Origin of the sequence: Microbacterium sp. 4-7, assembly GCF_014332665.1 — a bacterium.
In the GTDB taxonomy this organism is placed as follows: Bacteria; Actinomycetota; Actinomycetes; order Actinomycetales; family Microbacteriaceae; genus Microbacterium.
On the sequence record NZ_MCRH01000004.1, the window covers coordinates 404,279 to 430,755 of the forward strand.

Genomic DNA, 26,477 nt, shown 5'->3' on the forward strand with positions numbered 1-26,477 from the left:
GTCAGTCGCGGTCTGCTGCGGCGGAGTCTGCGAGCTCGAACGGCACGACGGGGCAGTCCTTCCACAGACGCTCGAGGCCGTAGTAGACGCGCTCTTCCTGGTGGAAGACGTGGACGATCAGATCGCCGAAGTCGAGGAGAACCCATCGGGCCTCCGCGCGACCTTCGCGGCGGACCCGCTTGTGACCGGCTTCGATGAGCTTGTCCTCGATCTCATCGGCGATGGCGGCGACGTTGCGCTCGCTGTTTCCGGTGACGAGCAGGAAGATGTCGACGAGCGGCAGAGGCTCCGAGACGTTGAGCGCGACGAGATCCTCACCGCCCTTCGAGACGGCGGCGTCGGCCGCGAGCTGGAGCATCTCTTCGGCGGTTTCAGGTGACTGCATCAGAACACATTCGTGGTGAAGGCGACGATCAGGGACACGCCCAGCGCGAGCGCGAGACCACCCGCCACGATCGCGAGGATGAGCATGAGTTTGTTGCCCTTTTCGGGGGCGGGCGGGCGGATGACCTCGCCGGCGGGCTTGATGGTGCTGACGGCCGCGCTGGCGGCGATCGGCGTGGGCGAGGATGCCGGGGGCAGTTCGCCGTCGATGAGCACGGCGTCCACGTCCTTGCCGTCCGTGGTGCCGTGCGCGTGGCCCTGTGAGCCGAGTCCCTTGGGAAGCTCGTAGGAACCGGTCACGAGGATCTCCCCCGTGGAGGCGACGGGGCCTGAGAGCGACCCCTCTCCCGGGGAGGGGTTGAAGATGAGGGTGTTCGGAGCGAGATGCTGGGAACCGGTCGAGTCGCCGACGGTCAGCAGCTCGTCGAACGACGGCGAGAAGGGCTTCCGTGTCTCCGCGTCGTCGCTGAGCAGATCCTGACCGAAGGCGGAGTTGACGACGGGGCGCTCCCCGTCCGCGATGTCGTCGTCGACGTCGTCCACATCCGCCAGAACGTCGCCTGCGTCGACCTCGTCGGTCGCTTCTGCATCGATTCCGAGCTCCGCGACGGCGGCACTCGTGTCGCCCGCGCCGGAGGTGACCGGCTCGCGGTCGTCGTCCGTCGTGTCGAGGTTCGTCGAGGCGCTGACCGGTGCGGGCAGGTCCGCCGCAGCCGAGTCCTCGTCTTCCTGGTCATCGTCGTCAACGACATCGGAGTCGTGGACATCGGAGTCGTGGACATCGGAGTCGTGGACGTCGGAGTCGGGTGCCTCGGCCGCGGGGACCTCGACGGGCGGAACCTCTTCGGTCGAGTCCGCATCATCCGCACTGTCCGGCGCGTCGGACTCGTCAGCGTCGCCGACGGGAACGGATCCGGTCATGGAGCGTTCGCGCTCGCGAACCTGGCGACGCGTCAGCGGCGTGTTCCCCGGCTCGGTCTCGCCGCGGTCGGCCGGTGCCGACGGTGCAGCGGGTTCGGTCTCGGCGGCGTCCTGCTCCTCGGGCGGCGTTGCGGCGGGCGGAGTCGCGACCGCGGCGGCAGCCGCAGCCTCCTCCGCTGAGATGACCGGTGTGGAGCCGGTCAACCGGATCTCACGCAACTGCTTTCGCGTCAGCGGACCCTGTTCCTGCCGATCCGATGTACTCATGCCTTGCTCCGATACAGATGATGCTTCGCGATGTATTGAACGACTCCGTCGGGGACGAGGTACCAGACCGGCTCGTCGTCACGGACCCGCGCCCGGCAGGCCGTCGACGAGATGGACAGCGCCGGCACCTCCAGTTGGCTGACGTTGTCGCTCGGGAGGCCGTCAGTGCTCAGGACGTGTCCTGGACGTGAGACCGCGACGAAGTGGGCCAACTCCCACAGTTCATCATGGTCCCTCCAACTGAGAATTTGCGCCACGGCATCGGCACCCGTGATGAAGAACAGCTCAGCGTCGGGCCGCTTCTCCTTCAGGTCGCGGAGGGTGTCGATCGTGTACGTCGGCCCTTCACGGTCGATATCGACTCTGCTCACCGTGAACTGCGGGTTGGACGCCGTCGCGATCACGGTCATCAGGTAGCGGTGTTCACTGGGGGTGACATCCGACTTCTGCCACGGGTGTCCGGTGGGCACGAAGACGACCTCGTCGAGATCGAAGGAGTGCGCGACCTCGCTCGCAGCGACCAGGTGCCCGTGGTGGATGGGGTCGAACGTGCCGCCCATCACACCGATGCGCGCCGGACGCGAGGTCGTGTCGTTCATATGGGCCTAGTGGCCGTGCCCTGCCTCGTGGCCGTCCTTGCCGTGCCTCGCGGCCCAGGCGTCAGCCTTGGCGGAGTGACGGTTGGCGACGTTCTTGTATGACAGCGTGACCAGGCCGAGGAAGGCGAAGACGATGATCGCGATGACGCCGAAGATCAGCGTCTCGAGCTGGACATTGCCGTGGTGCTCGGTTTCGGCAGCGACCATCGCGATCTGTGCGACGAGGTTCATCCTGACTCCGTTTCGTGGCTGGCGGGCGTGGCTCACGAAGAGCCACAGCGCCCCCTAGTCTAGCCCTCAGCCGCGCGTCTGCCCTGCCCCACGCGCCAGCCATTTCGTGCTGGTCAGCTCGGAAAGCCCCATCGGGCCCCTCGCGTGCAGCTTCTGCGTCGAGATCCCGACCTCGGCACCGAACCCGAACTCCCCGCCGTCGGTGAACCGCGTGGAGGTGTTCACCATCACGACCGCCGAGTCGACCTCGGCCAGGAACCGCTCCGCGTTGCGGGAATCCGTCGTGATGATCGACTCCGTATGGCCGGTGCTGTAGCGACGGATGTGGTCGAGAGCGTCATCGAGCGTGTCGACGACCTTGATCGCGATGTCGAGGCTCAGATACTCCGTCGCCCAGTCCTCCTCGGTCGCGGGGATCACGTTCGAGACGAGGCCGACCACCATGTCGTCGCCGTGAATGGCCACGCCCTCGCTCTGCAGCGCACTCGCGACCAGCGGGACGAGCCGTGGCGCGGCCTGACGGAGCACGAGGACCGTCTCGACCGCATTGCAGACGCTGGGGCGCTGCACCTTCGCGTTCACGACGATGTCCTGCGCCCAGTCGTCAGGGGCGCTCTCGTCGAGGACGATGTGCACGTTGCCGGCGCCGGTCTCGATCACGGGCACGGTCGCCTCGGTCACGACGGTCTCGATCAGCCCCGCACTGCCGCGAGGCACCAGCACGTCGATGTAACCCCGTCCGTGCATGAGGGCGGTGGCGCCGTCGCGACCGAAGTCGTCGACGGTCTGCACCGCTTCCGCGGTGACGCCTGCCTCCTCAAGTGCCTGGCGCATGATCTCGACGAGCACCGCGTTGGAGTCTCGTGCGGCGCTGCCACCGCGCAGGACCACGGCGTTCCCCGAGCGCAGCGCGAGCGCCGCGATGTCGACCGTGACATTGGGGCGCGCCTCGTAGATCGCCCCGACTACCCCGAACGGCACCCGCACCTGCTCGAGAGCGACGCCGTTCGGCATCCGGTGCCCTCCGACGACCCGACCGACAGGGTCGGGAAGAGCCGCGACCTGACGGACCGCAGCGGCGAGGGAGGCGACGCGCTTCTCATCGAGGCGCAGTCGGTCGATGAGCGACTCGCCGATGCCGTCAGATCGACCGCGCTCGATGTCTCGGCCGTTGGCCTCGATGATCGCGGCCGTATTCCCCTCGAGAGCCACCGCGATGGCTTCGAGCGCGCGGGACTTGTCGTCGCTGGTCAGTCTGGCCGTAGCGCGGGACGCCTCTTTGGCACGCTCGAGCCGCACCTGCGGGGTCTGGTCGGTCATCCGCCCAGTCTAGGAGAGCGCGGGCTCGAACCAGGTCCCTATGTCGGCGCCCGCGAGGGCCTTGTCGACGAGGTCGGCGCTGGTCACGAGCACACCGATCCCGGACGCGGCCGCCAGTCGGGCGGCGGACACCTTCGTCGCCGCTCCCCCGGTGCCGACACTGTTGACGACCGTCGAGCCGAACTCGAGGCCTGAGAGATCGGCGTCCGGAGCGACGACGTCGATGGGCTCAGCGCTTGGGTCGGACGGCGGCTTGGTGTACAGCGACTCGATGTCGCTGAGCAGCACGAGCGCATCCGCCTCGATCAGCTGGGCCACGAGCGCGCCGAGGCGGTCGTTGTCGCCGAATCGGATCTCCTGCGTCGCGACCGTGTCGTTCTCGTTCACGATCGGCAGGATGCGAAGACCGAGAAGTCGCTCCATCGCCCGTCGCGCGTTGCTGCGCGAGGTCGGATTCTCGAGATCACCGGTCGTGAGCAGCACCTGTCCCGCGACGATGTCGAAAGGACGCAGCGACTCCTGGTAGCGGTACACGAGGATGTTCTGTCCGACGGCGGCTGCGGCCTGCTGAGTGGCCAGGTCCGTGGGGCGAGCATCGAGACGCAGGAACGGGATGCCCGTGGCGATCGCTCCGGAGGAGACGAGGATCACCTCGGCCCCGCGCGCGTGCGCTGCCGCCAGTGCCTCCACCAGAACGGGGATGCGCCAGGAGGACTCCCCGCTGATCGAGGAAGACCCGACCTTGACGACGATCCGTGAGGCTGTGGCGAGATCCGCCCTCGTGCGGGCGGTCACTCCCCGTCCTCGCGGTAGGCCGCGAGCCGCTGAGCCTCGACCTCGGCGCGAGCCTCGGCCTTGGCATCCATGCGCTCGTAGTAGTTCTCACGACGCTCGGAGGTGGTGCGACGCCCGTTGGGGGCGAGACGCGGGTCGGTGCCACGGGGTGCGGTCATCAGCTCGGCCGCAGACGTCATGGTGGGCTCCCAGTCGAAGACGATGCTGTCGCCCTCGCCGATGACGACCGTCGACCCCTGCACGGCACCGAGGCGGAAGAGCTCGTCCTCGACGCCCAGCTTCTCGAGACGGTCGGCGAGGTAGCCCACCGCCTCTTCGTTCTGGAAATCGGTCTGCTGGACCCAGCGCACCGGCTTCTCGCCGAGGATGCGGTAGACGTTGCCGTAGCTGCCGCCCTCGACGCGGATCTCGAAGCCCTTCTTCGGGCCACGCGGGCGAAGGATGACGCGCTCACGCGGGACCTCGGTCGCGGCGAGCTCGGCACGGTGCTGGTCGACGATCTCGCCGAGCGCGTAGGTCAGCGGGCGCAGACCCTCGTGCGAGATCGTGGAGATGTCGAAGACACGGAATCCGCGAGCCTCGAGGTCGGGGCGCACGAGGTCTGCGAGGTCGCGGGCCTCCGGCACGTCGATCTTGTTCAGGGCGATGAGCTGCGGGCGCTCGAGCAGAGGGGTCTGCCCCTCGGGAACCTCGTATGCGGCGAGCTCCCCCAGGATGACATCGAGGTCGGAGATCGGGTCGCGACCGGGCTCGAGCGTTGCGCAGTCGAGCACGTGAAGCAGTGCGGTGCAGCGCTCGACGTGACGGAGGAACTCCAGTCCGAGACCGCGTCCCTCGCTCGCTCCTTCGATGAGTCCGGGGACGTCAGCGACCGTGTACCGCGCGTCCCCTGCCTGCACGACACCGAGATTGGGGTGCAGCGTGGTGAAGGGGTAGTCGGCGATCTTGGGGCGTGCGGCCGAGATCGCGCCGATCAGGCTGGACTTGCCCGCCGAGGGGTAGCCGACCAGAGCGACGTCTGCCACGGTCTTGAGCTCGAGGATGACATCGCCCTCGTACCCGGGGGTCCCGAGCAGCGCGAACCCGGGAGCCTTGCGCTTCGGGGTGGCGAGTGCGGCGTTGCCTAGTCCGCCATGCCCGCCCTTGGCGACGACGTAGCGCTCACCGGGCTCGATCATGTCGATGAGCACCTCGCCGGCCGGGTTCTTCACCACGGTGCCGACGGGAACGGGAAGCTCGAGATCCTCGCCCATGAACCCCGCACGGTGGTCGCCCATTCCGGGGCCGCCGTTTCCGGAGCTGCGATGCGGAGAGTGGTGGTACGAGAGGAGCGTTCCCGTCTGGGTGTCGGCGACGAGCACGACGTCGCCGCCATCACCGCCGTTGCCGCCATCGGGGCCGCCGAGCGGCTTGAACTTCTCGCGGTGCACCGAGACACAGCCGTTGCCGCCCTTGCCCGCGCGCAGATGCAGCGTCACGGTGTCGACGAAGCTGACCATGTCTCTCTCCTCAATTGATGCGGCCTGAGATGTGGACTCGGCCGGAAACGCAGATTCGGGACGGGCCGAAGCCCGCCCCGAATCGGATGACTAGTGTCGTGCTGTGATCACTCAGCAGCGGCGACGATGTTGACGACCTTGCGGCCGCCCTTCGCGCCGAACTGGACCGCACCGGCGGCCAGAGCGAACAGAGTGTCGTCGCCACCACGGCCGACGTTCACGCCGGGGTGGAAGTGCGTGCCGCGCTGGCGGACGATGATCTCGCCGGCGAGAACCTGCTGTCCACCGAAGCGCTTGACGCCAAGTCGCTGAGCGTTGGAGTCACGACCGTTACGGGTGGAGCTTGCGCCCTTTTTATGTGCCATGTCCTGGTCTCCTCGGTCTTTACTTGATGCCGGTGATCTTGACGCGCGTGAGCTCCTGGCGGTGGCCCTGACGCTTCTTGTAGCCGGTCTTGTTCTTGTACTTCTGGATGATGATCTTCGGGCCGCGGAGGTTGCCGATGACCTCTGCCGTGACCTTGACCTTCGCCAGCGAATCAGCGTCGGTGGTCACCGAGGCGCCGTCGACGAGCAGCACTGCGGCCAGCTCGATCTTCTCGCCCTGTGCAGCCTTGACACGGTCGAGCTGAACGATCGTGCCGACCTCGACCTTCTCCTGCCGCCCACCGGCGCGCACTACTGCGTAAACCACTTCATACCTGTTTCGTTGGGGAGCTCGCGGCTCCGAGATCTCACGGGAAGACTGTTGCTTGCATGCATCGCGGGGCGACGGGCACGAACGCAAGACTCTCCGCTCCGACCGTCCAGGACGACGCGGCATACGCACCAAGGGACTACTTTACCGGATGCGGGACACTGTGGCAAAACGTGCCGCCCGGTGTGTCCGGTCATAGGCTGAAGGGATGACCGTTCTCGTCGATGACCCCCTGTGGCCTGCGCACGGGCGCCTGTGGGCTCATCTCGTCAGCGATGACACCCTGCAGGAGCTGCACGACTTCGCGAGGGCGCATGACGTGCCCGCGCGCGCGTTCGATCTCGACCACTACGACGTTCCGGAAGAGATCATCCCCCGGCTCCTCGCCGCCGGCGCACAGCATGTCGGTGGCAAGGAGCTGGTCAGGCGGCTGATCGCCTCAGGACTCCGAATCCCCGCTCGCGACCGGCGCTGACGGCTCGGAGTTCACCGAGACGGGCGTGCCTGTGAGGGCAGCCGTCGAGACGCGGCGACGACCGCGACCCTGACCGGGCGCCTTCGGCTCGGGAAGAGCATCGAGCACCGAATCGAGCAGCGCCTCCGCCGGGGACTTCGGCGACGACTTGCGGTCGGATCCACGCTTCTTGCGAGGCTTCTTGGCGCGCTCCTGCGGTGCGGTCGCTTCCGTCGGCTCAGCCACAGGAGCGACGGCCTCTGCCGGCTCGTCGGCATTCGGAGTGCGCGTCGAGGCTGCGATCTGCGCGAGTGCCGACTTCGCTCCCTCAGGGATGCTGTGCGTCGTCACCGCGGCCGGAGCAGCGCTCTGCGACTGACCGTTGCCGCCGCGCTGGCGACGGTTGGACTGCGAGCTGCCGTTCCCGTTGCCGTTGCCGTTCCCGTTGCTGCTGGAGCGGTGCTTGACGACGGGGTCGTGGTGGACGATGACGCCGCGGCCGGCGCATACGTCGCACGCCTCGCTGAACGTCTCGAGCAGGCCGAGGCCCAGCTTCTTGCGGGTCATCTGCACGAGGCCGAGCGAGGTGACCTCGGCGACCTGGTGCTTCGTCCGGTCCCGGCTGAGGCACTCGATCAGGCGACGCAGAACCAGGTCGCGATTGGACTCGAGCACCATGTCGATGAAGTCGACGACGATGATGCCGCCGATGTCACGCAGCCTCAGCTGGCGGACGATCTCCTCGGCCGCCTCGAGGTTGTTCTTGGTGACGGTCTCCTCGAGGTTTCCGCCCGAGCCGACGAACTTGCCGGTGTTCACGTCGACGACGGTCATCGCCTCGGTGCGGTCGATGACCAGCGAACCACCCGAGGGCAGCCACACCTTGCGGTCGAGCGCCTTCTCGATCTGCTCCGTGATCCGGAAAGCGTCGAACGGGTCGGTCTCGTCCTCATACGACTCGACGCGCTCGAGGAGGTCGGGTGCGACGCTCTCGAGGTAGGCGCGGATCGTGCGCTGCGCGTCCTCGCCCTGGATGAGCATCTTCGTGAAGTCCTCGTTGAAGACGTCGCGGACGATCTTGACGAGGAGGTCGGGCTCGGCGTGCAGCAGTGCGGGTGCCTGCTGGTTCTCGACCTGCTTGCGGATGTGCTCCCACTGGCTGGTCAGCCGCTGGACGTCACGCGTGAGCTGGTCCTCGGTGGCGCCTTCGGCCGCCGTGCGGACGATCACGCCGGAGGACTCGGGCAGGACCTCCTTGAGGATGCGCTTCAGGCGCGTGCGCTCGTTGTCGGGAAGCTTGCGGCTGATGCCGTTCATCGATCCGCCCGGCACGTACACGAGGTAGCGGCCCGGGAGCGAGATCTGGCTGGTCAGACGCGCGCCCTTGTGGCCCACCGGATCCTTGGTGACCTGCACGAGGACGCGGTCGCCCGCCTTCAGCGCGAGCTCGATACGACGCGGCTGGTTGCCGGTCTCGACGCCGTCCCAGTCGACCTCACCGGAGTACAGCACGGCGTTGCGGCCGCGGCCGATGTCGACGAACGCTGCCTCCATGCTCGGCAGCACGTTCTGCACGCGACCGAGGTAGACGTTGCCGATCAGCGATGCGTCCTGGTTGCGAGCGACGTAGTGCTCGACGAGCACGCCGTCTTCGAGGACGCCGATCTGCGTGCGGCCGTTCTTGGAGCGGACGACCATCTTGCGGTCGACCGACTCGCGACGCGCGAGGAACTCCGCCTCGGTCACGACCGGGCGACGACGACCTGCGTCACGTCCGTCGCGGCGGCGCTGCTTCTTCGCCTCCAGGCGCGTGGAGCCCTTGATGGCCTTCGGCTCGGTGATGTACTCCACGACGCGCTGACGGGGCTGGCGCGGTTCATCGCGCTGCTCCCGCGGCTCACGCTGATCGCGAGTGTCGAGGTCGTCCGAACCGCCGCGACGACGACGGCTGCGGCGACCGGCCGGCTCGTCCTGCTCGCGGTCGGCGATGCGGTCGAACACACGCTCGCGACCCGTGCGCGCAGGAAGCGGCAGGACCTCGGGTGCGTAGAAGTGCAGCTGGGTCGAGACCTGCGAGACGAAGACCTCGGGGAGCAGCCCCAGCGAGACGGCGGTGAGGGGCTTGGGCTCCTCCGGCTTCTCGGGTGCGGTCTCGGCAGCGGGCTTCTCGGCAGCGGGCTTCTCGGCAGCGGGCTGCTCGGGTGCGGCTTCGACAGCGGGCTGCTCTGCAGAGGCGTCGGGCGCGTCCTGCGACGGAGCCTCCGCAGCAGCGGCATCCTCAGCCGGGGCATCCTCGACAGGAGTCTCCTCGACGGGAGCCTCTTCAGCAGGAGCCTCTTCAGCAGGAGCCTCCTCAGCAGGAGCCTCGTCCGCAGGAACATCCTCAGCGGGAGCCTCCTCCGCAGGAGTCTCCTCGGCCGAGGCGGTCTCGCTCGTCGAACCCTCGCTCGTCGAACCCTCGCCGTCGTCCGGAGCGTCGGATGCGACAGCCTCCGGAGCGTCGGCGACTACCTCTGCGGGCGCGTCAGCATCCGCAGTGAAGTCGAGGGTAGGGGCGTCGTAGTCATTGTTCTCATCGGCCATCTCTGGCTTGCTCCTCGCGCGGACACTTCGTGTTCCGCTAACTCTCATGCGACACCCGCAGGTGTCGCGAACTCATTCGGTGTGCGACCGGCCCATGGCTCTGATCACGAGGGGCATACGGCCCCGAAGTCTGCGTCGATGCGCGCCACGACGGGGTCGAGCGATGCATCACAGGCCATTATCGCACCAAGTGCCCCGGTTCGCGGCATCCTCGCGACTCCGGGTCGTTTTCTCCGGCGCGCTCACGCCCGATACATAGCGATCGCTGAGAGAATCCACACATGAGCGAGCAGCGCACCCGCCCCGTCGTCTATGCCGTGTGGTTGATCATCGCGAGCGTCATCGGCTGGTTCGCCGCCTTCCAGCTGACGGTCGAGAAGTTCGTGCTTCTGGAGAACCCGACCGATGCGCTCGCCTGCGATGTGAGCCCCTTCATCCAGTGCAGCAAGAACCTCGGGTCCTGGCAGGGTGAGATCTTCGGCTTCCCCAACCCGCTGCTCGGACTGACCGGGTGGATGGCCCCGTTGGTGATCGGCGTCGCGATCCTCGCCGGGGCGAGGTTCCCGCGGTGGTTCTGGGCGGCCTTCGGCGCGGGGATCACCTTCGCCTTCGGACTCGTCTGCTGGCTCATCGGCCAGAGCCTTTACGCCGCGAACCTCGGGGTTCTGTGCCCGTGGTGCATGGTGACGTGGGCAGTGACCATCCCGACCTTCTTCGCGACGATGCTGCATCTGACCCGCAACGGCACCTTCACACGGAACGAGAAGACCCGGGAACGCGCCGACAAGCTGATGGTCTGGGTTCCGCTGGCCACCATCCTGGCCTACGCGGTCATCATCATGATGGCGCAGCTGCAGGGCCTGGACTTCCTCGGCGAGATGGCGCGCATCATCTTCTGACCCCGCCCGGACATGACGAAGCCCGCCGCACGATCTCGTGCGGCGGGCTTCGTCGTGTGCGGATCGGTCAGTCGAACCAGATGCCGAGCTCGCGTGCGGCCGACTCGGGGCTGTCCGAGCCGTGCACGAGGTTCTGCTGCACTTTGAGACCCCAGTCGCGGCCGAAGTCGCCACGGATCGTGCCGGGCGCGGCGGTGGTGGGGTCGGTCGTGCCGGCGAGCGAGCGGAAGCCCTCGATCACACGGTTGCCGGCGAGGCGGATGGCGACCGACGGGCCCGAGAGCATGAACTCCAGGAGCGGCTCGTAGAAGGGCTTGCCCTCATGCTCCGCGTAGTGCTCGGCGAGCAGGTCGCGGTCGGGCTCGACCAGGCGGATGTCGACGAGGGCGTAGCCCTTCGCTTCGATGCGCGCCAGGATCGTGCCGGTGAGGCCGCGGGCGACACCATCGGGCTTGACGAGGACGAGGGTTTCTTCGGTGGCCATGTCATTCACTCTCTGTCTGAGTCTCAGTCGTGGGCCCGTCGGGACGTCGTGCGTCCAATCGGGCCCCCATGATCGTCGCATACCCCCACATGCCGCCGAAAACCACGACGACGAGCAGGATCGCGGGGACCAGGATAGCTGCCAGAGCGATGACGACCTGCAGGACCCAGCCCGCCGTGATCGCCCACGGCTTCGTGATCATGCCGGCGAGGGCGAGGCAGGCGAGCCCGACGACGGCACCGCCGACGATCCCCCACCATTGCGGGATGCCCGCGGGCAGCGTCTTCAGACCGAAGACCGTGAGCCCCGCGAGGAAGACGACGATGGACTCGAAACCGAGCACGATCGGCGCCAGCTTCTGCACCAGAGTGCGTGGGGGACGCGGCGGACGGGCCGGGCGGGATGCAGCGGTCACGCGCGCCATCCCGACTTCCAGTCCTCTTCCTCGGCGAGAGCGATCGCCTCGCCGGCGAGCACGACCGAGCCGGCGATCACGACGGCCCGGCGATCCGATGACGCCGCCCACTCGCGGGCCGCGTCCGCTGCCTCGGCGAGCGTCGGGTGCACCGTCGCGCGCTGTCCCGTCGACTCGACGAGATCGGCGATGAGATCCGCGTCGCTCGCACGGTCGGACTCGGGCGCCGTGGCGAACACATGGGCCGCCGCGGGTGCGAGCTTCGAGACGATACCGGCGGCATCCTTGTCCGCGAGCACGCCGAGCACCACACCCCACTCGTCGAAGTCGAAGCTGTCACCCATCGCCTGCACGAGCGCGGCTGCGCCGTGCGGGTTGTGCGCAGCATCCACGATCACCGTGGGAGCGATGCCCAACAGCTGAAGTCGCCCTGGCGAGGTCGAGCCCTGCAGGCCCTCCGAGATGATGTCGGCGGCGATCGGCTGCTGCGCCCCGCCGATGAGCGACTCCACGGCTGCGACCGCGAGGGCCGCGTTGTGTCCCTGGTGCGCTCCGTACTGGGGCAGGTACTCCTCGACATACGCTCCGGCGAGACCGCGGATGGTCAACAGCTGTCCCCCGACGGCGAGCTTCTGCTCGGCGAGCCCGAACTCCTCGCCTTCGAAGGCGATCGTGGCGTTCTTCTCCGCAGCGACACGGCGCAGCACCTCGGCGGCCTCCGCCGGCTGCTGGGCCGACACGACGGCAGCGCCCTCCTTGATGATTCCCGCCTTCACGGTCGCGATCTCGGCGATCGTGCCGCCGAGACGATCGGCGTGGTCGATGTCGATGGGCGCGAACACCGCCACATCACCGTCGGCCGTGTTGGTCGAGTCCCACTCGCCGCCCATTCCCACTTCGAGGACGAGCACGTCGACCGGGGCATCCGCCACCGCCACGAAGGCGAGCACGGTGAGCAGCTCGAAGAACGTGAGCGGCTCGTCACCCGCTGCCTCGAGCTCGGCGTCGACGATCTCGACGAACGGTTCGATCTCGTTCCAGGCGTCGACGACGGCGGCATCCTCGATCGGCTCTCCATCGATAACGATGCGCTCGGTGAAGCGCTCGAGGTGCGGACTGGTGAAGAGGCCCGTGCGCAGCCCGTGCGCGCGCAGCAGGGTCTCGATCATGCGAGCGGTCGAGGTCTTGCCGTTCGTACCCGTGATGTGGACGACGCGATACGTGCGCTGCGGATCGTCGAGATACGCGAGGATGCGCGCTGTGCGCTCCTTGCGCGGCTGCACCCAACGCTCCCCCGCACGGCTCAGCAGCTTGTCGTAGACGGCATCGGCCTTGTCGCGTGCGCTCATGCGGCGGGCTCCTTCGTCGTGACGTCGATCGTGACGATGATCGGACGCTTGTCGGCGCCCAGGGCGGTCGCACCACTGCGGAAGACGCCGTCACCGGGGCTGGTGACCTCCTGCACGAGGGTGTCCATGTCGTCGGTCGCCTGCACCGCGAACGCGACGGCCAGGGTCTCCCCCGCGATCAGGTCCGCATGCGCCTGCAGCGCCTCGGCATCGGCCGGGCCCACGTTCAGTGCCAGAACGATGCGGTCGCTCACATCGAGGTCCGCATTCTTGCGGGCCTCCTGCACGACGCGGATGGCGTCTCTCGCCAGTCCCTCGGCTTCGAGCTCAGGAGTCGTCGTCGTGTCGAGCAGCACGAATCCGCCGCTCGGCACGATCGCGAGCGCCTCCCCCTCGGGCCGGCCGGTGGTCTCGAGCACGAGGTCGTACTCGCTCGGCTCGAGCACGATGCCACCCGCGGTCACGACGCCGTCGACCTCCGACCAGTCGCCGGACTTCGCGGCCTTGATCACCGTCTGCACGTTCTTGCCCAGGCGCGGACCCGCCGCACGGGCGTTCACGCTCAGCCGGTGGCTGATCCCGTATCCGCCGGCGGTCGTGTCCGACTGCTGGACGAGCTCGACCGACTTGACGTTGAGCTCCTCGCGCAGGATGTCCTCGAACTGGCCGAGCGTGGCCGCCAGAGGTGACACCACCGTGAGGCGTGCGAGTGGCAGCCGCACACGGAGCTTCTCCTTCTTGCGCAGGGCGTTGCCGACGCTCGACAGCTCGCGAACGGCATCCATCGCGTCGCGGATCTCGTCCGCCGCGGGGAACGCGGTGTCATCCGGCCAGTCCTGCAGGTGCACGCTGCGTCCGCCCGTGAGCCCCTGCCACACGCGCTCGCTGATGAGCGGCACGAGAGGCGCGGCGACCCGGGTCAGCGTCTCGAGCACCGTGTAGAGCGTGTCGAAGGCGTCTGTGCTCGACCCCTCCCAGAACCGGTCGCGCGAGCGACGGATGTACCAGTTGGTGAGCACCTCGGCGAAGTCGCGCAGACGCGCGGACGCGGTCGTGGAGTCGAGACCCTCGAGGTCCGCTCGCACCTCGCGCACCAGGTCGCCCAGACGAGCGAGGATGTAGCGGTCGAGGACGTCGGTCGAATCAGTGCGCCAGGTCGCCTCGTATCCGCCGGGCTTCGCCGCGTTGGCATACGTCGCGAAGAAGTACCACGAGTTCCACAGCGGGAGCAGGAACTCGCGCACGCCCGAGCGGATGCCCTCTTCGGTCACTGCGAGGTTGCCGCCGCGCAGCACCGAGCTCGACATGAGGAACCAGCGCATCGCGTCGGAGCCGTCGCGGTCGAGCACCTCGGAGACGTCCGGATAGTTGCGCAGCGACTTCGACATCTTGTAGCCGTCGTTGCCCAGGACGATGCCGTGGCAGCTGACGCCCGTGAACGCCGGTCGATCGAACAGCGCCGTCGAGAGCACGTGCATGACGTAGAACCAGCCACGCGTCTGCCCGATGTACTCGACGATGAAGTCGGCGGGCGCATGCGTGTCGAACCACTCCTGGTTCTCGAACGGATAGTGCACCTGCGCGTACGGCATCGAGCCGGAGTCGAACCACACGTCGAAGACGTCCTCGATGCGGCGCATCGTGCTCCGGCCGGTCGGGTCATCGGGGTTCGGACGGGTGAGGTCGTCGATGTACGGACGGTGCAGATCGATCTCACCCTCGGGGTTGCGCGGGAGCGTGCCGAAGTCGCGCTCCATCTCCTCGAGCGAGCCGTAGGCGTCGACGCGCGGGTACTCGGGGTCGTCGCTCTTCCAGATCGGGATCGGCGAGCCCCAGTAGCGGTTGCGGCTGATCGACCAGTCGCGCGCGCCTTCGAGCCACTTGCCGAACTGGCCGTGCTTCACGTTCTCGGGCACCCAGGTGATCTGCTCGTTGTTCGCGAGCAGGTCGTCCTTGATGTCGGTGACGCGGATGAACCAGCTGGACACGGCCTTGTAGATCAGGGGATTCCGGCACCGCCAGCAGTGCGGGTACGAGTGCACGTAGCTCTGCTCGCGCAGGAGGCGCCCCTCGCTGCGCAGCAGGCGGATGAGCGGCGTGTTCGCGTCCATCCACAGCTGCCCGGCGACGTCGGTGACGTTCGGCAGGAATCGTCCGCCATCGTCGAGCGACAGGATCGTCGGGATGCCGGCAGCACCGGCCACCCGCTGGTCGTCCTCACCGTAGGCAGGAGCCTGGTGGACGATGCCGGTGCCGTCGCTGACCGTGACGTAGTCGTCGACGAGGATGCGCCAGGCGTTCTCCGTGCCGTAGGTCTCGGCGTCGGCGTAGTAGTCGAAGAGCCGGTCGTAGGTGACGCCCTCGAGCTCGGCTCCGCGCACCGTCGCGTCGACCGCGGCGAGCGCCTCGTCGAGGCTCTCGTATCCGAGCTCCTTGACGTAGCCGCCGAGCAACTCACGCGCCAGAAGGTAGCGGTGGGCCGAGGCCTCGACGGCGGCATCCGTCGTTCCCGCGACCTGGTGCACGTCGGCAGCTCCTCCGGGACCGGCGGGCAGCACGACGTACTCGATGTCGGGGCCGACGGCGAGCGCGAGGTTGGTGGGGAGGGTCCAGGGGGTGGTCGTCCAGGCGAGTGCCCGCACGGCGGTGAGACCGAGGGCCTCAGCCTTCGCACCGGTCAGCGGGAACGTGACGGTGACCGACGGGTCCTGACGGTTCTGGTACACGTCGTCGTCCATGCGCAGCTCGTGCGCCGACAGCGGGGTCTCGTCGCGCCAGCAGTACGGCAGCACGCGGTATCCCTCGTAGGCGAGTCCCTTATCGAACAGGGTCTTGAACGCCCAGAGCACGCTCTCCATGTAACCGAGGTCGAGCGTCTTGTATCCGCGCTCGAAGTCGACCCAGCGAGCCTGACGCGTGACGTAGTCCTGCCACTCATGGGTGTACTTGAGCACCGAGTCCTTCGCCTTCGCGTTGAAGACGTCGATGCCCATCTCCTCGATCTGGCTCTTCTCGGTGATGCCGAGCTGCTTCATGGCCTCGAGCTCGGCGGGCAGACCGTGGGTGTCCCAGCCGAAGACACGATCGACCTTCTTGCCGATCATGGTCTGGAATCGCGGGAAGACGTCCTTGGCGTAGCCCGTGAGCAGGTGCCCGTAGTGCGGCAGGCCGTTGGCGAACGGCGGGCCGTCGTAGAAGACCCACTCGTCTTCGCCCTCGCGCTGCTCGATCGAGGCGCGGAAGGTCTGATCGGTCTCCCAGAAGTCGAGCACCTCGCGCTCGATCTGAGGGAACCGAGGGCTCGGGGCGACGGAGGCAGCCTGGTCGGCGGCGGGGCCGAAGGAGGAACGCGGGTAGGTCATGTCGTCTCGCAGGAGTCGTGGCGGATGCTGCTGCGAGGACGATCCGTCCGGCTTGTCGTTCCGGGGACCGCGGTACCACCTCGCGTGCCGCGCCTCACGGCGGAGCCACTCTCACTGCGGCTGTGACGGGCCTGCCCCGCTCGGTTCTACTGAGTCCGCCCTCGCGAGCCGACCGTTCTTCCGAGAGCTCCCCGGTGATGTCCGGATCACAGCTCTTGTCTCCCATTGTACGCGCGGTGCGGCGCGTGCGCCTCCTGCCTCCTGAGAGCGGCCGAAGTCCGTGCGCGCTTCCGATGTCGGTTCTGTCTCCGGAGTCCGCGCCCCCGTCGGCCGAATGCACCTCCGTCGGCCAGTCTCCGGAAATTCGGCCGAGGTACGACCATCTGTCCGACGGTGCGAAGCGTCTGAACGGCGGGTCACTCACCCCGCGCGGTGCAGTCCCTGCGCGACCGCGCGCATGATCAGGTCCTGCACGATGTGCCAGTCGAACATGACGTGCGTGTACGACACGCGCATCACGTGATACCCCATCAGCCGCAGTTCGGCATCGTGCCGGATGTCTTCGGATCGCTGCGGACCGACGTGGTGGGCCCCGTCGATCTGTACGACGAATCGGTCGCCGATCAGAGCGTCGACGCGGTGGCCCGCGATCCAGATCTGCACGCGGATCGGCTCTCTCAGCCACCGCAGTCGCGCACGAAGGTAGGTCTCCAGCCCCGCGTCGGCGAAAGGAGTGGCCCGTTCGAGAATCAGCCGCGCCGCCGGCTTCCACGAGTATCCGCGCAGAGCTTCCATCGTGACGAGCGACTTGTTGAGCGCTGACTCCCAGGTCGCGAGCGCCCGCTCGAAAGGCTCGCACTCAGCGATGTACGCCAGCACATTCTCGATCGGATCGACGAGCACATCCGGATGACGCGGCACGATCGGACTGCCCCAGTGCACCTGCGCGTCGACACGTCGCCTCCCCGCGGCGTTCGGCCCGACGGCGACGTGTGGCTTGCCCGAATCGTCGTGCAGCCAGAGACCGAGCCGAGCGGCTTGAGTACGGCAGGTCAGCACGACGCCTCGGCGCGCCGCGCTGATCACCATCCCGTCGGCGGAAGGCACCGCGAGCCATCCTCGTCGCGGCCGGATCAGCACACCGCCTTCGACCGCCGACGCGACCAGGCTCCGAGCGAATCCGCGCTCTTGGATGACGGTGACACGCACGACGCCGCCGAGCTCCGTCATCGTCGCAAGCAAGTCCTCTGACGTTCTCCGCACCCAGCCAGTGTGGGACGTATCGCGTGCGCGTCGCCCCCCGTTCCAGGCTTGTGCGCACAACGGCGTCTCGTGGCGTTCTGTGCAGGAGCGGTCGAGGCGTCCGCAGACGTCGCTCGCTCGCCACTCTCGTGCTCCCGCTCTCGCTCGGCCGAATCCACCTCCCTCGGTCCGATTCAGCGCGATAGGCCGAGTGAAGCGCATCCGGCCGAGGAAGGAGCAGCCGGCCGAGAAAGGCGCAGCCGAACCGAGGAAGGCGCGGCCGAACCGAGGAGTGTCTCACCCACCCCCTACCCTCGAAGCATGGCCCGCTCCCCCGAATCCCCTGCGGCTCCCCGCGTATCGCCTCCCGACCTTCCCCTCGAGTTCGAGTCGGCGACGGCTCGGCGCAGCGCCGATCTGCTCGCGGCACAGCTCGATCTCGAGGTCGCAGCCGATCTCGCGCACGCCTCACTCGAGCAGTGCACGATCACGGCCGACGCCGACAGCGTCGATCTGACCGGAGCCACCCTCATCGACGTCGACATGACGGGTGTCCGCATCGCCTCGCTCAAAATGCGGGATGCCGGCATCCGACGCGTGCGCATCAGCGGCGGACGCATCGGCACGCTCGATCTGAGCAGCGCCCGAATCGACGAGCTGGAGCTCCGCGACGTGCGGATCGACTATCTGAACCTGGGGGCGTCGAAGGCCACGGACGTCGAGATCACCGCGTGCAGCATCCGGACGATCGACATGCCCCAGGCCGAGCTCACCCGCGTGCGCTTCACCGACACGCGCTGCGACGAGGTGGACTCCCGCGGCATGCGCGCCGCGCACGTCGACCTGCGCGGGCTCGACGCCTCGGCGTTCCTCGATGCGAACAGCCTCCGCGGCACGACCCTGAGCAGCTTCCAGGTGCAGCAGCTCGCACCGGTACTCGCGGCGGGGATCGGCATCCAGGTCAGGGACTGACGGGCCGGTTCGCGTCGAGCAGCTCCTGAGTGAACGGATGCTGCGGCGATTCGAACACGTCCGTGACTGCACCCTGTTCGACGATGACGCCGTCCTGCATCACCAGCACGTCGTCGGCGACCGCCCCGACGACATCGAGATCGTGCGACACGAAGATCATGGTCAGCCGACGCTCGCGCTGCAGCCTCAGCAGCAGCTGGATCACGCGCTCACGCACCGACGGATCCAGAGCCGACACCGGCTCGTCCAGCACGAGCACCTCGGGCTCGGCAGCCAGCGCCCGAGCGATGGCGGCACGCTGTCGCTGCCCACCCGACAGCGCGGACGGCCGCCGGGTCGCCAATACGGGGTCGAGGTCGACCTCGGCGAGAAGCTCGGACACCCGCGCGGCCCGCAGCGCCCGAGGCACGCCGCCCGCGGCGAGCGCCTCCCTCAGCGACCGCCCGATGCTCCATCGAGGATCGAATGCGCCGAGCGGATTCTGGTGCACGAGCTGCACGCGGTGCTCGCCGATCCAGCGCAGGCCGCCGTCGTCCGGCTGCTCGACACCGACGATCATCCGGGCGAGCGTCGTCTTGCCCGACCCCGATTCCCCGACGATGCCGAGTGTGCGTCCCTGATGCACGGCGAACGACGCGTCGTTCACGGCGGCGATCTCCTCGTATGTCCTGGTGACGCCTGTGGCGACGAGCACGGGTGTCACGTCGTCGGTAGAGGTCACACGCGGCTCGTGCATCGTCGCGGCGATCAGCTGTCGGGTGTACGCGTGCTGCGGCTTCTCGAGAACCTCGCCGACGGGCCCGGACTCGACGACCACGCCGTTGCGCATGACCAGCACGCGATCGGCGATGCGACGGACGGCCGCGAAGTCGTGGCTGATGAACACGATCGCGGTGCCGGCGTCGGCGATGTCGCGGAGGAGTCCGAGGATCCTCGCCTGCACCGTCGCATCGAGAGCCGTGGTCGGCTCGTCCGCGACGAGGATCGCGGGTTCGGCCGCGATGGCCGAGGCGATCAGTGCCCGCTGCCTGAGTCCGCCGGAGAGCTCGTGCGGGTACTGCCGCGCTCGGCGGGCGGCGTCCGGCATCCAGACGCGGTGCAGCAGCTCCTGCACTCTTTCGTGCAGCGCCGCTCGTCCGGACCTGAGGCCGTGGAGCCGCAGGGGTTCGGCGATCTCCGATCCCACCCGTTGCAGCGGATCGAGCGAGACGAGGGCATCCTGCGAGACGAGCGCGATGCCCGCGCCGCGCAGAGAGCGCCACCGCCGCTCGCCGAACCGGGCGACGTCCGTCCCGTCGATGACGAGCCGTTCGAACCGCACGCGTGCGTCTGCGGGCGTCAGTCCGAGAAGTGCCCGTGCGGTGAGCGACTTGCCCGCGCCCGACTCACCGACGATGGCGACGCACTCCCCTCGCGCCACCGACAGCGACACCCCGTCGACGACGGGCGTCCCACCGAAGTCGATGCGCAACCCCTGCAGCTCGAGCGCTTCCGTCACGACGTCCGCCCCTCTGCTCTGGCACGCAGCACGCGGCCGACGATCGTCGCCGCGATCACGGTGACGGTGATCGCGATGCCGGGGAACACGGCGATCCACCAGGCCTGTCCGAGCACGTTGCGTCCTCCGGCGAGCATGAGGCCCCACTCGGGAGTGGGCTCTGACGGGCCGAGACCGAGGAAGCTGAGTCCGGCGGCCGCGAGGATGCTCGAGCCGATGCCGATCGTCGCGAGCACGCTCAGCGACCCGAGCACACCCGGCACGACATGCCGGACGAACGCGGGCACCGGGGGGACGCCGAGGATCCGGGCGGCCTCGACGTGCTCGGCGCTGCGAAGGGTGCGGGTCTGCACCCTCGCCAGCCGGATGTAGACGGGGACGGCGGCGAGCGTCACGGCGATCGCGATGTTGACCGGTCCGGGCCCGAGCACCGCCACGACCACGAGCGCGACCAGGAACTCGGGGAAGGCCATGAGCACATCGTTCACCCGCATGAGTGCCGCGTCGACTCCCCGCGGGGCGAGGCCAGCGAGCGCACCGATGAGCAGCCCCACGGCGAGCGCGATGCCCGTGGCGAGCAGGCCGATGCCGATCGAGCGCCCGGCCCCGTAGAGCACGCGCGAGTAGACGTCACGCCCGCTCTGATCGGTGCCGAACAGATGCTCGGCGCTGGGCGGCAGAAGCGATGCGCGCACGTCGGTCTGAAGAGGGTCGTGCGTGGCGAGGACAGCGGGGAAGGCCGCAGCGAATGCGAGCACCAGCAGCACGGCCACGGCGCACCAGAGCAGCACGGTCTGCGCGCGCTTCATCGCCTTCCTCCCCGCCCGGTGCGCAGCCGAGGATCGATGAGCGGATGCAGCAGCTCGATCACGAGGTTCACGATCACGAAGACGATGGCACTGAGCAGGATGATCCCGGTGATCACCGGCAGATCGCGGTTCGTGATGGCCGCGAGGGTGACCCGGCCGAGGCCCGCCCTGGCGAACACGGTCTCTACGAGCACCGCTCCTCCGAGCACCGATCCGGTCAGGTAGGCCGCCAGGGTCACGGCATTCGCGGCACCGTGTCTCAGTCCGTGACGCAGCGTGAACCAGGACGGGCTCGCACCCCGCGCCCGCACGGTCTCGGCGAACGGCATCCGCTCGGCCTGCACGAGTCCATCCCGCAGCACCTGGCTGAGCAAGGCCGCCACGGGAAGCGCGAGCGTGATGGCCGGCAGCACGATCGTCGCCGGATTGCGGGCACCCGAGACAGGGAACCACCCCAGTCCGAATGCGAAGACGCTGAGCAGGATCAGTCCGATCCAGAACACGGGCGACGACAGGATGACGAGTTCGATGCCCGCGGCGACGGCTCGCCCTGCCTGGCCTCGCACCAGCAGGGCGACGGCGAGCGCGAGCAGCACGGCGATCACGAGAGCCAGCGCCGAGAGCTGCAGCGTCGATCCGAGCTGACGGCCGATGACCTCGGTCACCGGCATCCGCAGCTGATACGACTCGCCCAGGTCTCCCCGGGCGAGCTGACCGATGAAGGTCAGATACTGCTCGAGCGGGGGTCGATCGAGGCCGAGCTCCGCACGGATGCCGTCCTTGACCGCCTCGCTCACCTGAGCCTGCGGCCCGAGCATCACCGAGACCGGATCGCCCGGGATGACGCGGAACGCCAGGAAGACGAGTGTCGCCGCACCCCAGAGCACGATCACGACGGATGCCGCGAGACCGGCGATCCGGATGAGCGCTGCCTTCACCGTTGGCGCCCTCTCGACGATCTCTGAGCACCCTTCGGCACGCGGCGCTCGCTCACGAACGATACCGCAGCGATATGCCCAAGGGGGCTCGACGACTCAGCGGTCAGCCGACGCTCACGTCGTAGAACAGCGGACGTCCGTACAGGTCGTAGTCGAGACCGCTGACCCGCTCGCCGACGGCGGTGATCGCCGAGGGGCTGTAGAGCGGGACGATGGCCGTGTACTCCGCATTCCACTCCTGCAGCTGCGTGTAGATGCTGTTGCGCTCGTCCTGGTCGCTGGAGGCGACGGCCTGGTCGAGCAGAGCGTCGATCTCCGGATCGGTGACCTGGGAGGCGTTCTGGAACCCCTCTGTGTGCAGGTGCGCGCGGAGGAAGTCGGGATCGACGCCGGAGAATCCCCAGTCCGTCAGGTCGAAGGTCTTGGGACCGTACTGCTCGTTGTAGGCGCCGGGCTCCAGCACCTCGCGCATGACCTCGAACCCGATCGCCTTGAGATCCGACTGGATGGCGTTCGCCAGGGCGGCCCGGTCGTCCGGCACCGGGGTCCATGCGATCCACCGCGCCGACAGACGCTTGCCGTCCTTCATGCGGATGCCGTCGCTGTCGCGCTCCGTCCAGCCGGCCCCGTCGAGGAGAGCGTTCGCCGCTGCTGCATCGAAAGGCCAGCTGTCCTCGAGGGAGGCGTCGTACCCGGGAGTCGTCGAGCCGAGCACGCTCCATGCTCGTGGGAACTGCCCGAAGAAGATCTCCTCGACGGCGGCGTCGACGTCGATGCCCCGAGCGAATGCCTGGCGCACCTTCTCGTCGGCGAAGACACCGTACTTCTCGTTGAGGTACAGCGAGTACGGCAGGCCGGGGTACTCGACCGAGTCCACGGTGATGCCGTCGCCGAGATCTCCCGCGAGGTTCGGGGGGATGTTGCTCGCGAGGTCCGCCTCGCCGCTCTGCACGACGCCGGTGCGCACGGAGGCCTCCGGCTGGATCTCGACGCGCAGCGTCTCGACCTCCGCCGCATCCTCGCCGTGCGGCCCCCAGGCGTAGTCATCGTTCCGGGTGTACACCAGCTCCTGATCGGGCGTGTACTCGGTGAGCACGAACGGACCGGTGCCGACCGTGACATCGGGCCCTCCGGCCTTCAGCTGGTCGGCGGACTCCGCCAGCACGGCCGGTGAGTAGAACCCGAGCTGCGGCGTGCTGGCCGCCTGCAGGAACGGCGCGTACGGCTGGGTGAAGCTGACCGTGACGGTGTGCTCGTCGACGACCTCCGTACCCGCGTAGAAGTCTGCTCCGAGCATCGACGCCGCCTGCGCCGACTCCGTCTCGGGGTCGACGATGCGGTCGAAGTTCGCCTTGACCGCCTCGGCGTCGAAGACCTCGCCGTCGGTGAACGTCACGTCGTCACGGAGGACGAAGGTGTACTCCGTGCTGTCGTCGGAGACGGTCCACTCCTTCGCCAGCCAGGGGCTGAACGAGCCGTCGTCCTCCTGGAAGACCAGCGAGTCGAGCACTGCCCGCTGCACCATGCCGGAGACGTCGAGCTGGCTCACCTGCGGATCCATGTGCCCGGCAGAGAGGTTCGCGCCCTCGATCGACCAGACGAGCTCTCCGCCGTCGGACTCGGAGGACGGCGCGGCGCAGGAGCTGAGCAGGAGGGCGCTCACGGCGACGGTGGCACCGAGCGGGATCGCGCGGCGCAGGAAGGTGATGGGCATGCTGTTCCTCGGGAGGGAAGGCGAAGGGACGCGGACGCGTCGTTTGTTGGACTGGATCCAATTCTAGAGCGTCCTCTTCACCCCCGGCGCTGCGCGGCAGGACCGGAACTCTGCACTGCCGCGGGCGATTAGACTGTGGGACACAATCCACACTCAGGCACGCTCACACAGTGCCGCATACATCGCTCGAGGAGAACCTTCATGTCCGCTATTCCCGACAAGCCCGCACTCGAAGGTCTCGAAGCGAAGTGGGGTGAGACCTGGTCCGAGCGGGGCACGTACCTGTTCGACCGCATCCGCGCCGCGGAGTCCGGCCGCGAGGGCGTCTACTCGATCGACACTCCCCCGCCGACCGCATCCGGAAGCCTGCACATCGGGCACGTCTTCTCGTACACGCACACCGATGTCAAGGCGCGCTTCGAGCGCATGCGCGGCAAGAACGTGTTCTACCCGATGGGGTGGGACGACAACGGACTGCCCACCGAGCGCCGCGTGCAGAACTACTACGGCGTGCGGTGCGACCCGACGCTCCCCTACCAGAGCGACTTCACCCCGCCGTTCGAAGGCGGCGACAACAAGTCCAGCCGCGCTGCCGACCAGGTGCCCATCAGCCGCCGCAACTTCATCGAGCTCTGCGAACGTCTGACGATCGAGGACGAGAAGCAGTTCGAGGCGCTGTTCCGCCAGCTCGGCCTCTCGGTCGACTGGACGCAGACCTACCGCACCATCTCCGACGACACGATCCGTCAGAGCCAGCTCGCATTCCTGCGCAACCTCGAGCGCGGCGAGGCCTATCAGTCGCTCGCTCCGACGCTGTGGGACATCGACTTCCGCTCGGCGATCGCCCAGGCCGAACTCGAGGATCGCGACCAGCAGGCCGCGTACCACACCATCGACTTCCCGTTCGCCGACGGATCCGGCTCGATCACGATCGAGACCACCCGCCCCGAGCTGCTTCCCGCGTGCATCGCGATCGTGACCCACCCCGAGGGCCCGCACAAGCACCTGATCGGCACGAAGGTGCGCACGCCCTTCTTCGGCGCCGAGATCGAGATCCACGGCCACCACCTCGCACAGCCCGACAAGGGCACCGGCGCCGCGATGGTCTGCACCTTCGGCGATGTGACCGACATCATCTGGTGGCGCGAGCTGCGCACGGCGGCGGGCGACCACCTCCCGAACATGACCACGATCGGCCTCGACGGACGTTTCCTCCCGACGGCGCCGTCGATCGTCGCCGACGCCGACGCGATCGACTGGTACACCGCCGAGCTCGCGGGCAAGACGGTGTTCTCCGCGCGCAAGGCCATCGTCGAGAAGCTGCAGGAGACCGGAGACATGACGGCCGTCGGCAAGCCGTTCAACCACGCCGTGAAGTTCTTCGAGAAGGGTGACCGCCCTCTCGAGATCGTCTCGACCCGCCAGTGGTACATCCGCAACGGCGCACGCGACGCGAACCTGCGCGACGAGCTGCTCGAGCGCGGAACGCAGCTGGCGTGGCACCCGGACTTCATGCGGGTTCGCTACGAGAACTGGGTCGGAGGTCTGACCGGAGACTGGCTCGTGTCGCGTCAGCGCTTCTTCGGCGTGCCGATCCCGCTCTGGTACGGCCTCGACGAGAACGGCGAGCGCGACTACGACCGCGTGATCGCTCCCGATCACGCCAGTCTCCCCATCGACCCGACGACCGACGTGCCGGAGGGATACACCGAGGATCAGCGCGGCGTGGCCGGTGGTTTCGAGGCCGAGGCCGACATCCTCGACACCTGGGCCACCTCGTCGCTCACTCCGCAGCTCGCCGGTGGATGGCAGCGCGACGAGGAGCTGTGGCAGCTCACGGCACCGTTCGACCTGCGCCCGCAGGGACAGGACATCATCCGCACCTGGCTCTTCTCGACCATGTTGCGCTCGACCCTCGAAGACGGGCGCTCGCCGTGGCGCAACGCCGCGATCTCGGGCTTCATCGTCGACCCCGACCGCAAGAAGATGTCGAAGTCGAAGGGCAACGTCGTCACGCCGGCGGACATCCTCGAGACCCACGGATCGGATGCGGTGCGCTACTGGGCCGCCTCCAGCCGCCTGGGGATGGATGCCGCCTTCGACCCGCAGAACCCGACGCAGGTCAAGATCGGCCGCCGTCTGTCGATCAAGGTGCTCAACGCGGCGAAGTTCGTGCTGTCGTTCCCGGTGCCCGAAGGCGCCCAGGTGACGCACGCCCTCGACGCCTCGATGCTGACAGGCCTCGACGCCGTGATCGCCGAGGCGACCAAGGCGTTCGAGAACTACGACCAGGCCAAGGCGCTGGAGGTCACCGAGGCGTTCTTCTGGACGTTCTGCGACGACTACCTCGAGCTCGTCAAGGAGCGCGCCTACAACCAGAACGACGTGGGCCAGGCCTCCGCGGCACTCGCACTGCGCCTGGCGCTGTCCACGCTGCTGCGCCTTCTCGCGCCGATCCTCTCGTTCGCGACCGAAGAGGTGTGGTCGTGGTTCGAAGAAGGCTCGGTCCACACCGCCGCGTGGCCGGAGCCTCTCGGCATCGACGGTGACACGGCGGTGCTGTCGGCCGCGAGTGAGGCACTGATCGGCATCCGCCGCGCCAAGACCGAGGCGAAGGCATCGCAGAAGACTCCGGTATCTCGTGCCGCGATCGCGGCGCCCGCCGCCAAGCTCGACGCACTCCGCGCCGCAGCCGAAGATCTCAAGGCCGTCGGCCGCATCGCCGACCTCGAGTTCACCGAGGCCGACGAGTTCGCGGTCACCGCGATCGAGCTCGCTCCGGTCGAGGGGGCATGATGCAGCTGGGTACGCGGTGGGCCACCGGCTCGGAGCCGCCGGCATCCGTTCCCGCCGCGCTCCGGCCGGCGATCGCCGAGGTCGAATCCCGCGGCCTCACCGGACACTGGACGCTCACATGGCTCGAGGGCCGTGCGATCGCCGAGCTCGATGCGGGCTGGGAGGTCGTGCAGACCGGGGCCGGCGACGTGATCGCCCGCCCCTTCGAGGACTGACGAACTCTGATCAGAAAGCCCCCTGTCCGGAACTC

Annotated in this window: 24 protein-coding genes; 5 read left to right on the top strand and 19 right to left on the bottom strand. The window is 68.1% G+C overall.

The features are described from left to right. Window position 1: 1 nt before the first annotated feature. The 9 genes from rsfS to rplU all read right to left on the bottom strand — a co-directional run bounded on the left by rsfS (window position 2) and on the right by rplU (window position 6,709). The gene (gene rsfS, locus BEP68_RS09100; protein WP_042537705.1) at window positions 2–385 is read right to left on the bottom strand and encodes a ribosome silencing factor; all 384 of its coding nucleotides are present in this window, start codon (window positions 383–385) and stop codon (window positions 2–4) included. Continuing rightward, window positions 385–1,572 (bottom strand): hypothetical protein, encoded by a 1,188-nt coding sequence (locus BEP68_RS09105; protein WP_187249779.1) that lies wholly within the window; start codon window positions 1,570–1,572, stop codon window positions 385–387. Before BEP68_RS09105 ends, rsfS begins: the two co-directional genes overlap by 1 nt. Next, on the bottom strand, window positions 1,569–2,171 hold the full coding sequence (gene nadD, locus BEP68_RS09110; RefSeq protein ID WP_053096575.1) for a nicotinate-nucleotide adenylyltransferase: 603 nt from the start codon (window positions 2,169–2,171) through the stop codon (window positions 1,569–1,571). The genes BEP68_RS09105 and nadD overlap by 4 nt, the downstream gene beginning before the upstream one ends. 6 nt (window positions 2,172–2,177) lie before the next feature. Beyond that, a complete protein-coding gene (locus tag BEP68_RS09115; RefSeq protein ID WP_053096577.1) occupies window positions 2,178–2,402 on the bottom strand; it encodes a hypothetical protein in 225 nt (74 codons plus the stop codon). Between the two features lie 66 nt (window positions 2,403–2,468). Further along, window positions 2,469–3,722 carry a glutamate-5-semialdehyde dehydrogenase gene (locus BEP68_RS09120; RefSeq protein ID WP_187249780.1) on the bottom strand — a complete coding sequence of 418 codons (1,254 nt, stop codon included), beginning with the start codon at window positions 3,720–3,722 and terminating at the stop codon, window positions 2,469–2,471. A gap of 9 nt (window positions 3,723–3,731) precedes the next feature. Next, window positions 3,732–4,517 carry a glutamate 5-kinase gene (gene proB / locus BEP68_RS09125; RefSeq protein ID WP_072591410.1) on the bottom strand — a complete coding sequence of 262 codons (786 nt, stop codon included), beginning with the start codon at window positions 4,515–4,517 and terminating at the stop codon, window positions 3,732–3,734. Then, window positions 4,514–6,016, bottom strand: coding sequence for a GTPase ObgE (gene obgE / locus BEP68_RS09130; protein ID WP_187249781.1), 1,503 nt, complete (start codon window positions 6,014–6,016; stop codon window positions 4,514–4,516). The genes proB and obgE overlap by 4 nt, the downstream gene beginning before the upstream one ends. Window positions 6,017–6,123: 107 nt before the next feature. Beyond that, a complete protein-coding gene (gene rpmA / locus BEP68_RS09135) occupies window positions 6,124–6,381 on the bottom strand; it encodes a 50S ribosomal protein L27 (RefSeq protein ID WP_028501603.1) in 258 nt (85 codons plus the stop codon). 19 nt (window positions 6,382–6,400) lie between these two features. Continuing rightward, window positions 6,401–6,709, bottom strand: a complete 309-nt coding sequence (gene rplU, locus BEP68_RS09140) for a 50S ribosomal protein L21 (protein WP_072591411.1) — start codon at window positions 6,707–6,709, stop codon at window positions 6,401–6,403. A 211-nt stretch (window positions 6,710–6,920) separates the two neighbouring features. Here rplU and BEP68_RS09145 point away from each other — a divergent pair, with 211 nt between their 5' ends. Then, on the top strand, window positions 6,921–7,187 hold the full coding sequence (locus BEP68_RS09145; protein WP_053096584.1) for a DUF4031 domain-containing protein: 267 nt from the start codon (window positions 6,921–6,923) through the stop codon (window positions 7,185–7,187). Here the strand turns inward: BEP68_RS09145 and BEP68_RS09150 are convergent. Then, window positions 7,152–9,749 (bottom strand): Rne/Rng family ribonuclease, encoded by a 2,598-nt coding sequence (locus BEP68_RS09150; RefSeq protein ID WP_187249782.1) that lies wholly within the window; start codon window positions 9,747–9,749, stop codon window positions 7,152–7,154. The genes BEP68_RS09145 and BEP68_RS09150 overlap by 36 nt on opposite strands. A 281-nt stretch (window positions 9,750–10,030) precedes the next feature. On the opposite strand from BEP68_RS09150, the gene BEP68_RS09155 reads away from it, so the two are divergent. Further along, the gene (locus BEP68_RS09155) at window positions 10,031–10,648 is read left to right on the top strand and encodes a vitamin K epoxide reductase family protein (RefSeq protein ID WP_053096588.1); all 618 of its coding nucleotides are present in this window, start codon (window positions 10,031–10,033) and stop codon (window positions 10,646–10,648) included. 67 nt (window positions 10,649–10,715) lie between these two features. Here BEP68_RS09155 and ndk read toward each other — a convergent pair whose 3' ends face one another. The 5 genes from ndk to BEP68_RS09180 all read right to left on the bottom strand — a co-directional run bounded on the left by ndk (window position 10,716) and on the right by BEP68_RS09180 (window position 17,488). After that, on the bottom strand, window positions 10,716–11,132 hold the full coding sequence (gene ndk, locus BEP68_RS09160; RefSeq protein WP_029261664.1) for a nucleoside-diphosphate kinase: 417 nt from the start codon (window positions 11,130–11,132) through the stop codon (window positions 10,716–10,718). Between the two features lies 1 nt (window position 11,133). Continuing rightward, window positions 11,134–11,556: a DUF4233 domain-containing protein gene (locus BEP68_RS09165; RefSeq protein ID WP_053096593.1), complete on the bottom strand. Its 423-nt coding sequence runs from the start codon at window positions 11,554–11,556 to the stop codon at window positions 11,134–11,136. Beyond that, window positions 11,544–12,896: a bifunctional folylpolyglutamate synthase/dihydrofolate synthase gene (locus BEP68_RS09170; protein ID WP_187249783.1), complete on the bottom strand. Its 1,353-nt coding sequence runs from the start codon at window positions 12,894–12,896 to the stop codon at window positions 11,544–11,546. Before BEP68_RS09170 ends, BEP68_RS09165 begins: the two co-directional genes overlap by 13 nt. Further along, entirely contained in the window at window positions 12,893–16,258 is a 3,366-nt protein-coding gene (gene ileS / locus BEP68_RS09175) for an isoleucine--tRNA ligase (protein WP_187249784.1), read from the bottom strand. The genes BEP68_RS09170 and ileS overlap by 4 nt, the downstream gene beginning before the upstream one ends. 420 nt (window positions 16,259–16,678) lie before the next feature. Beyond that, entirely contained in the window at window positions 16,679–17,488 is an 810-nt protein-coding gene (locus tag BEP68_RS09180; RefSeq protein WP_187249785.1) for an endonuclease domain-containing protein, read from the bottom strand. 333 nt (window positions 17,489–17,821) lie between these two features. Between BEP68_RS09180 and BEP68_RS09185 the strand changes: the two genes are divergently transcribed. Beyond that, complete coding sequence (locus tag BEP68_RS09185) at window positions 17,822–18,472, top strand: pentapeptide repeat-containing protein (protein WP_187249786.1); 651 nt, start codon at window positions 17,822–17,824, stop codon at window positions 18,470–18,472. On the opposite strand, the gene BEP68_RS09190 is transcribed toward BEP68_RS09185, so the two are convergent. The 4 genes from BEP68_RS09190 to BEP68_RS09205 all read right to left on the bottom strand — a co-directional run bounded on the left by BEP68_RS09190 (window position 18,462) and on the right by BEP68_RS09205 (window position 23,431). After that, a complete protein-coding gene (locus tag BEP68_RS09190) occupies window positions 18,462–19,970 on the bottom strand; it encodes an ATP-binding cassette domain-containing protein (RefSeq protein ID WP_187249787.1) in 1,509 nt (502 codons plus the stop codon). The genes BEP68_RS09185 and BEP68_RS09190 overlap by 11 nt on opposite strands. Then, window positions 19,967–20,779: an ABC transporter permease gene (locus tag BEP68_RS09195; RefSeq protein WP_053096602.1), complete on the bottom strand. Its 813-nt coding sequence runs from the start codon at window positions 20,777–20,779 to the stop codon at window positions 19,967–19,969. Before BEP68_RS09195 ends, BEP68_RS09190 begins: the two co-directional genes overlap by 4 nt. Next, window positions 20,776–21,717 (bottom strand): ABC transporter permease, encoded by a 942-nt coding sequence (locus tag BEP68_RS09200; protein WP_056278920.1) that lies wholly within the window; start codon window positions 21,715–21,717, stop codon window positions 20,776–20,778. The genes BEP68_RS09195 and BEP68_RS09200 overlap by 4 nt, the downstream gene beginning before the upstream one ends. 103 nt (window positions 21,718–21,820) lie before the next feature. Continuing rightward, entirely contained in the window at window positions 21,821–23,431 is a 1,611-nt protein-coding gene (locus BEP68_RS09205) for an ABC transporter substrate-binding protein (protein WP_187249788.1), read from the bottom strand. A 201-nt stretch (window positions 23,432–23,632) separates the two neighbouring features. Between BEP68_RS09205 and valS the strand changes: the two genes are divergently transcribed. Both valS and BEP68_RS09215 read left to right on the top strand, forming a co-directional pair. After that, a complete protein-coding gene (gene valS, locus BEP68_RS09210; RefSeq protein WP_187249789.1) occupies window positions 23,633–26,227 on the top strand; it encodes a valine--tRNA ligase in 2,595 nt (864 codons plus the stop codon). Continuing rightward, window positions 26,224–26,442: a hypothetical protein gene (locus BEP68_RS09215; RefSeq protein WP_394194020.1), complete on the top strand. Its 219-nt coding sequence runs from the start codon at window positions 26,224–26,226 to the stop codon at window positions 26,440–26,442. Before valS ends, BEP68_RS09215 begins: the two co-directional genes overlap by 4 nt. Window positions 26,443–26,477: the final 35 nt, after the last annotated feature.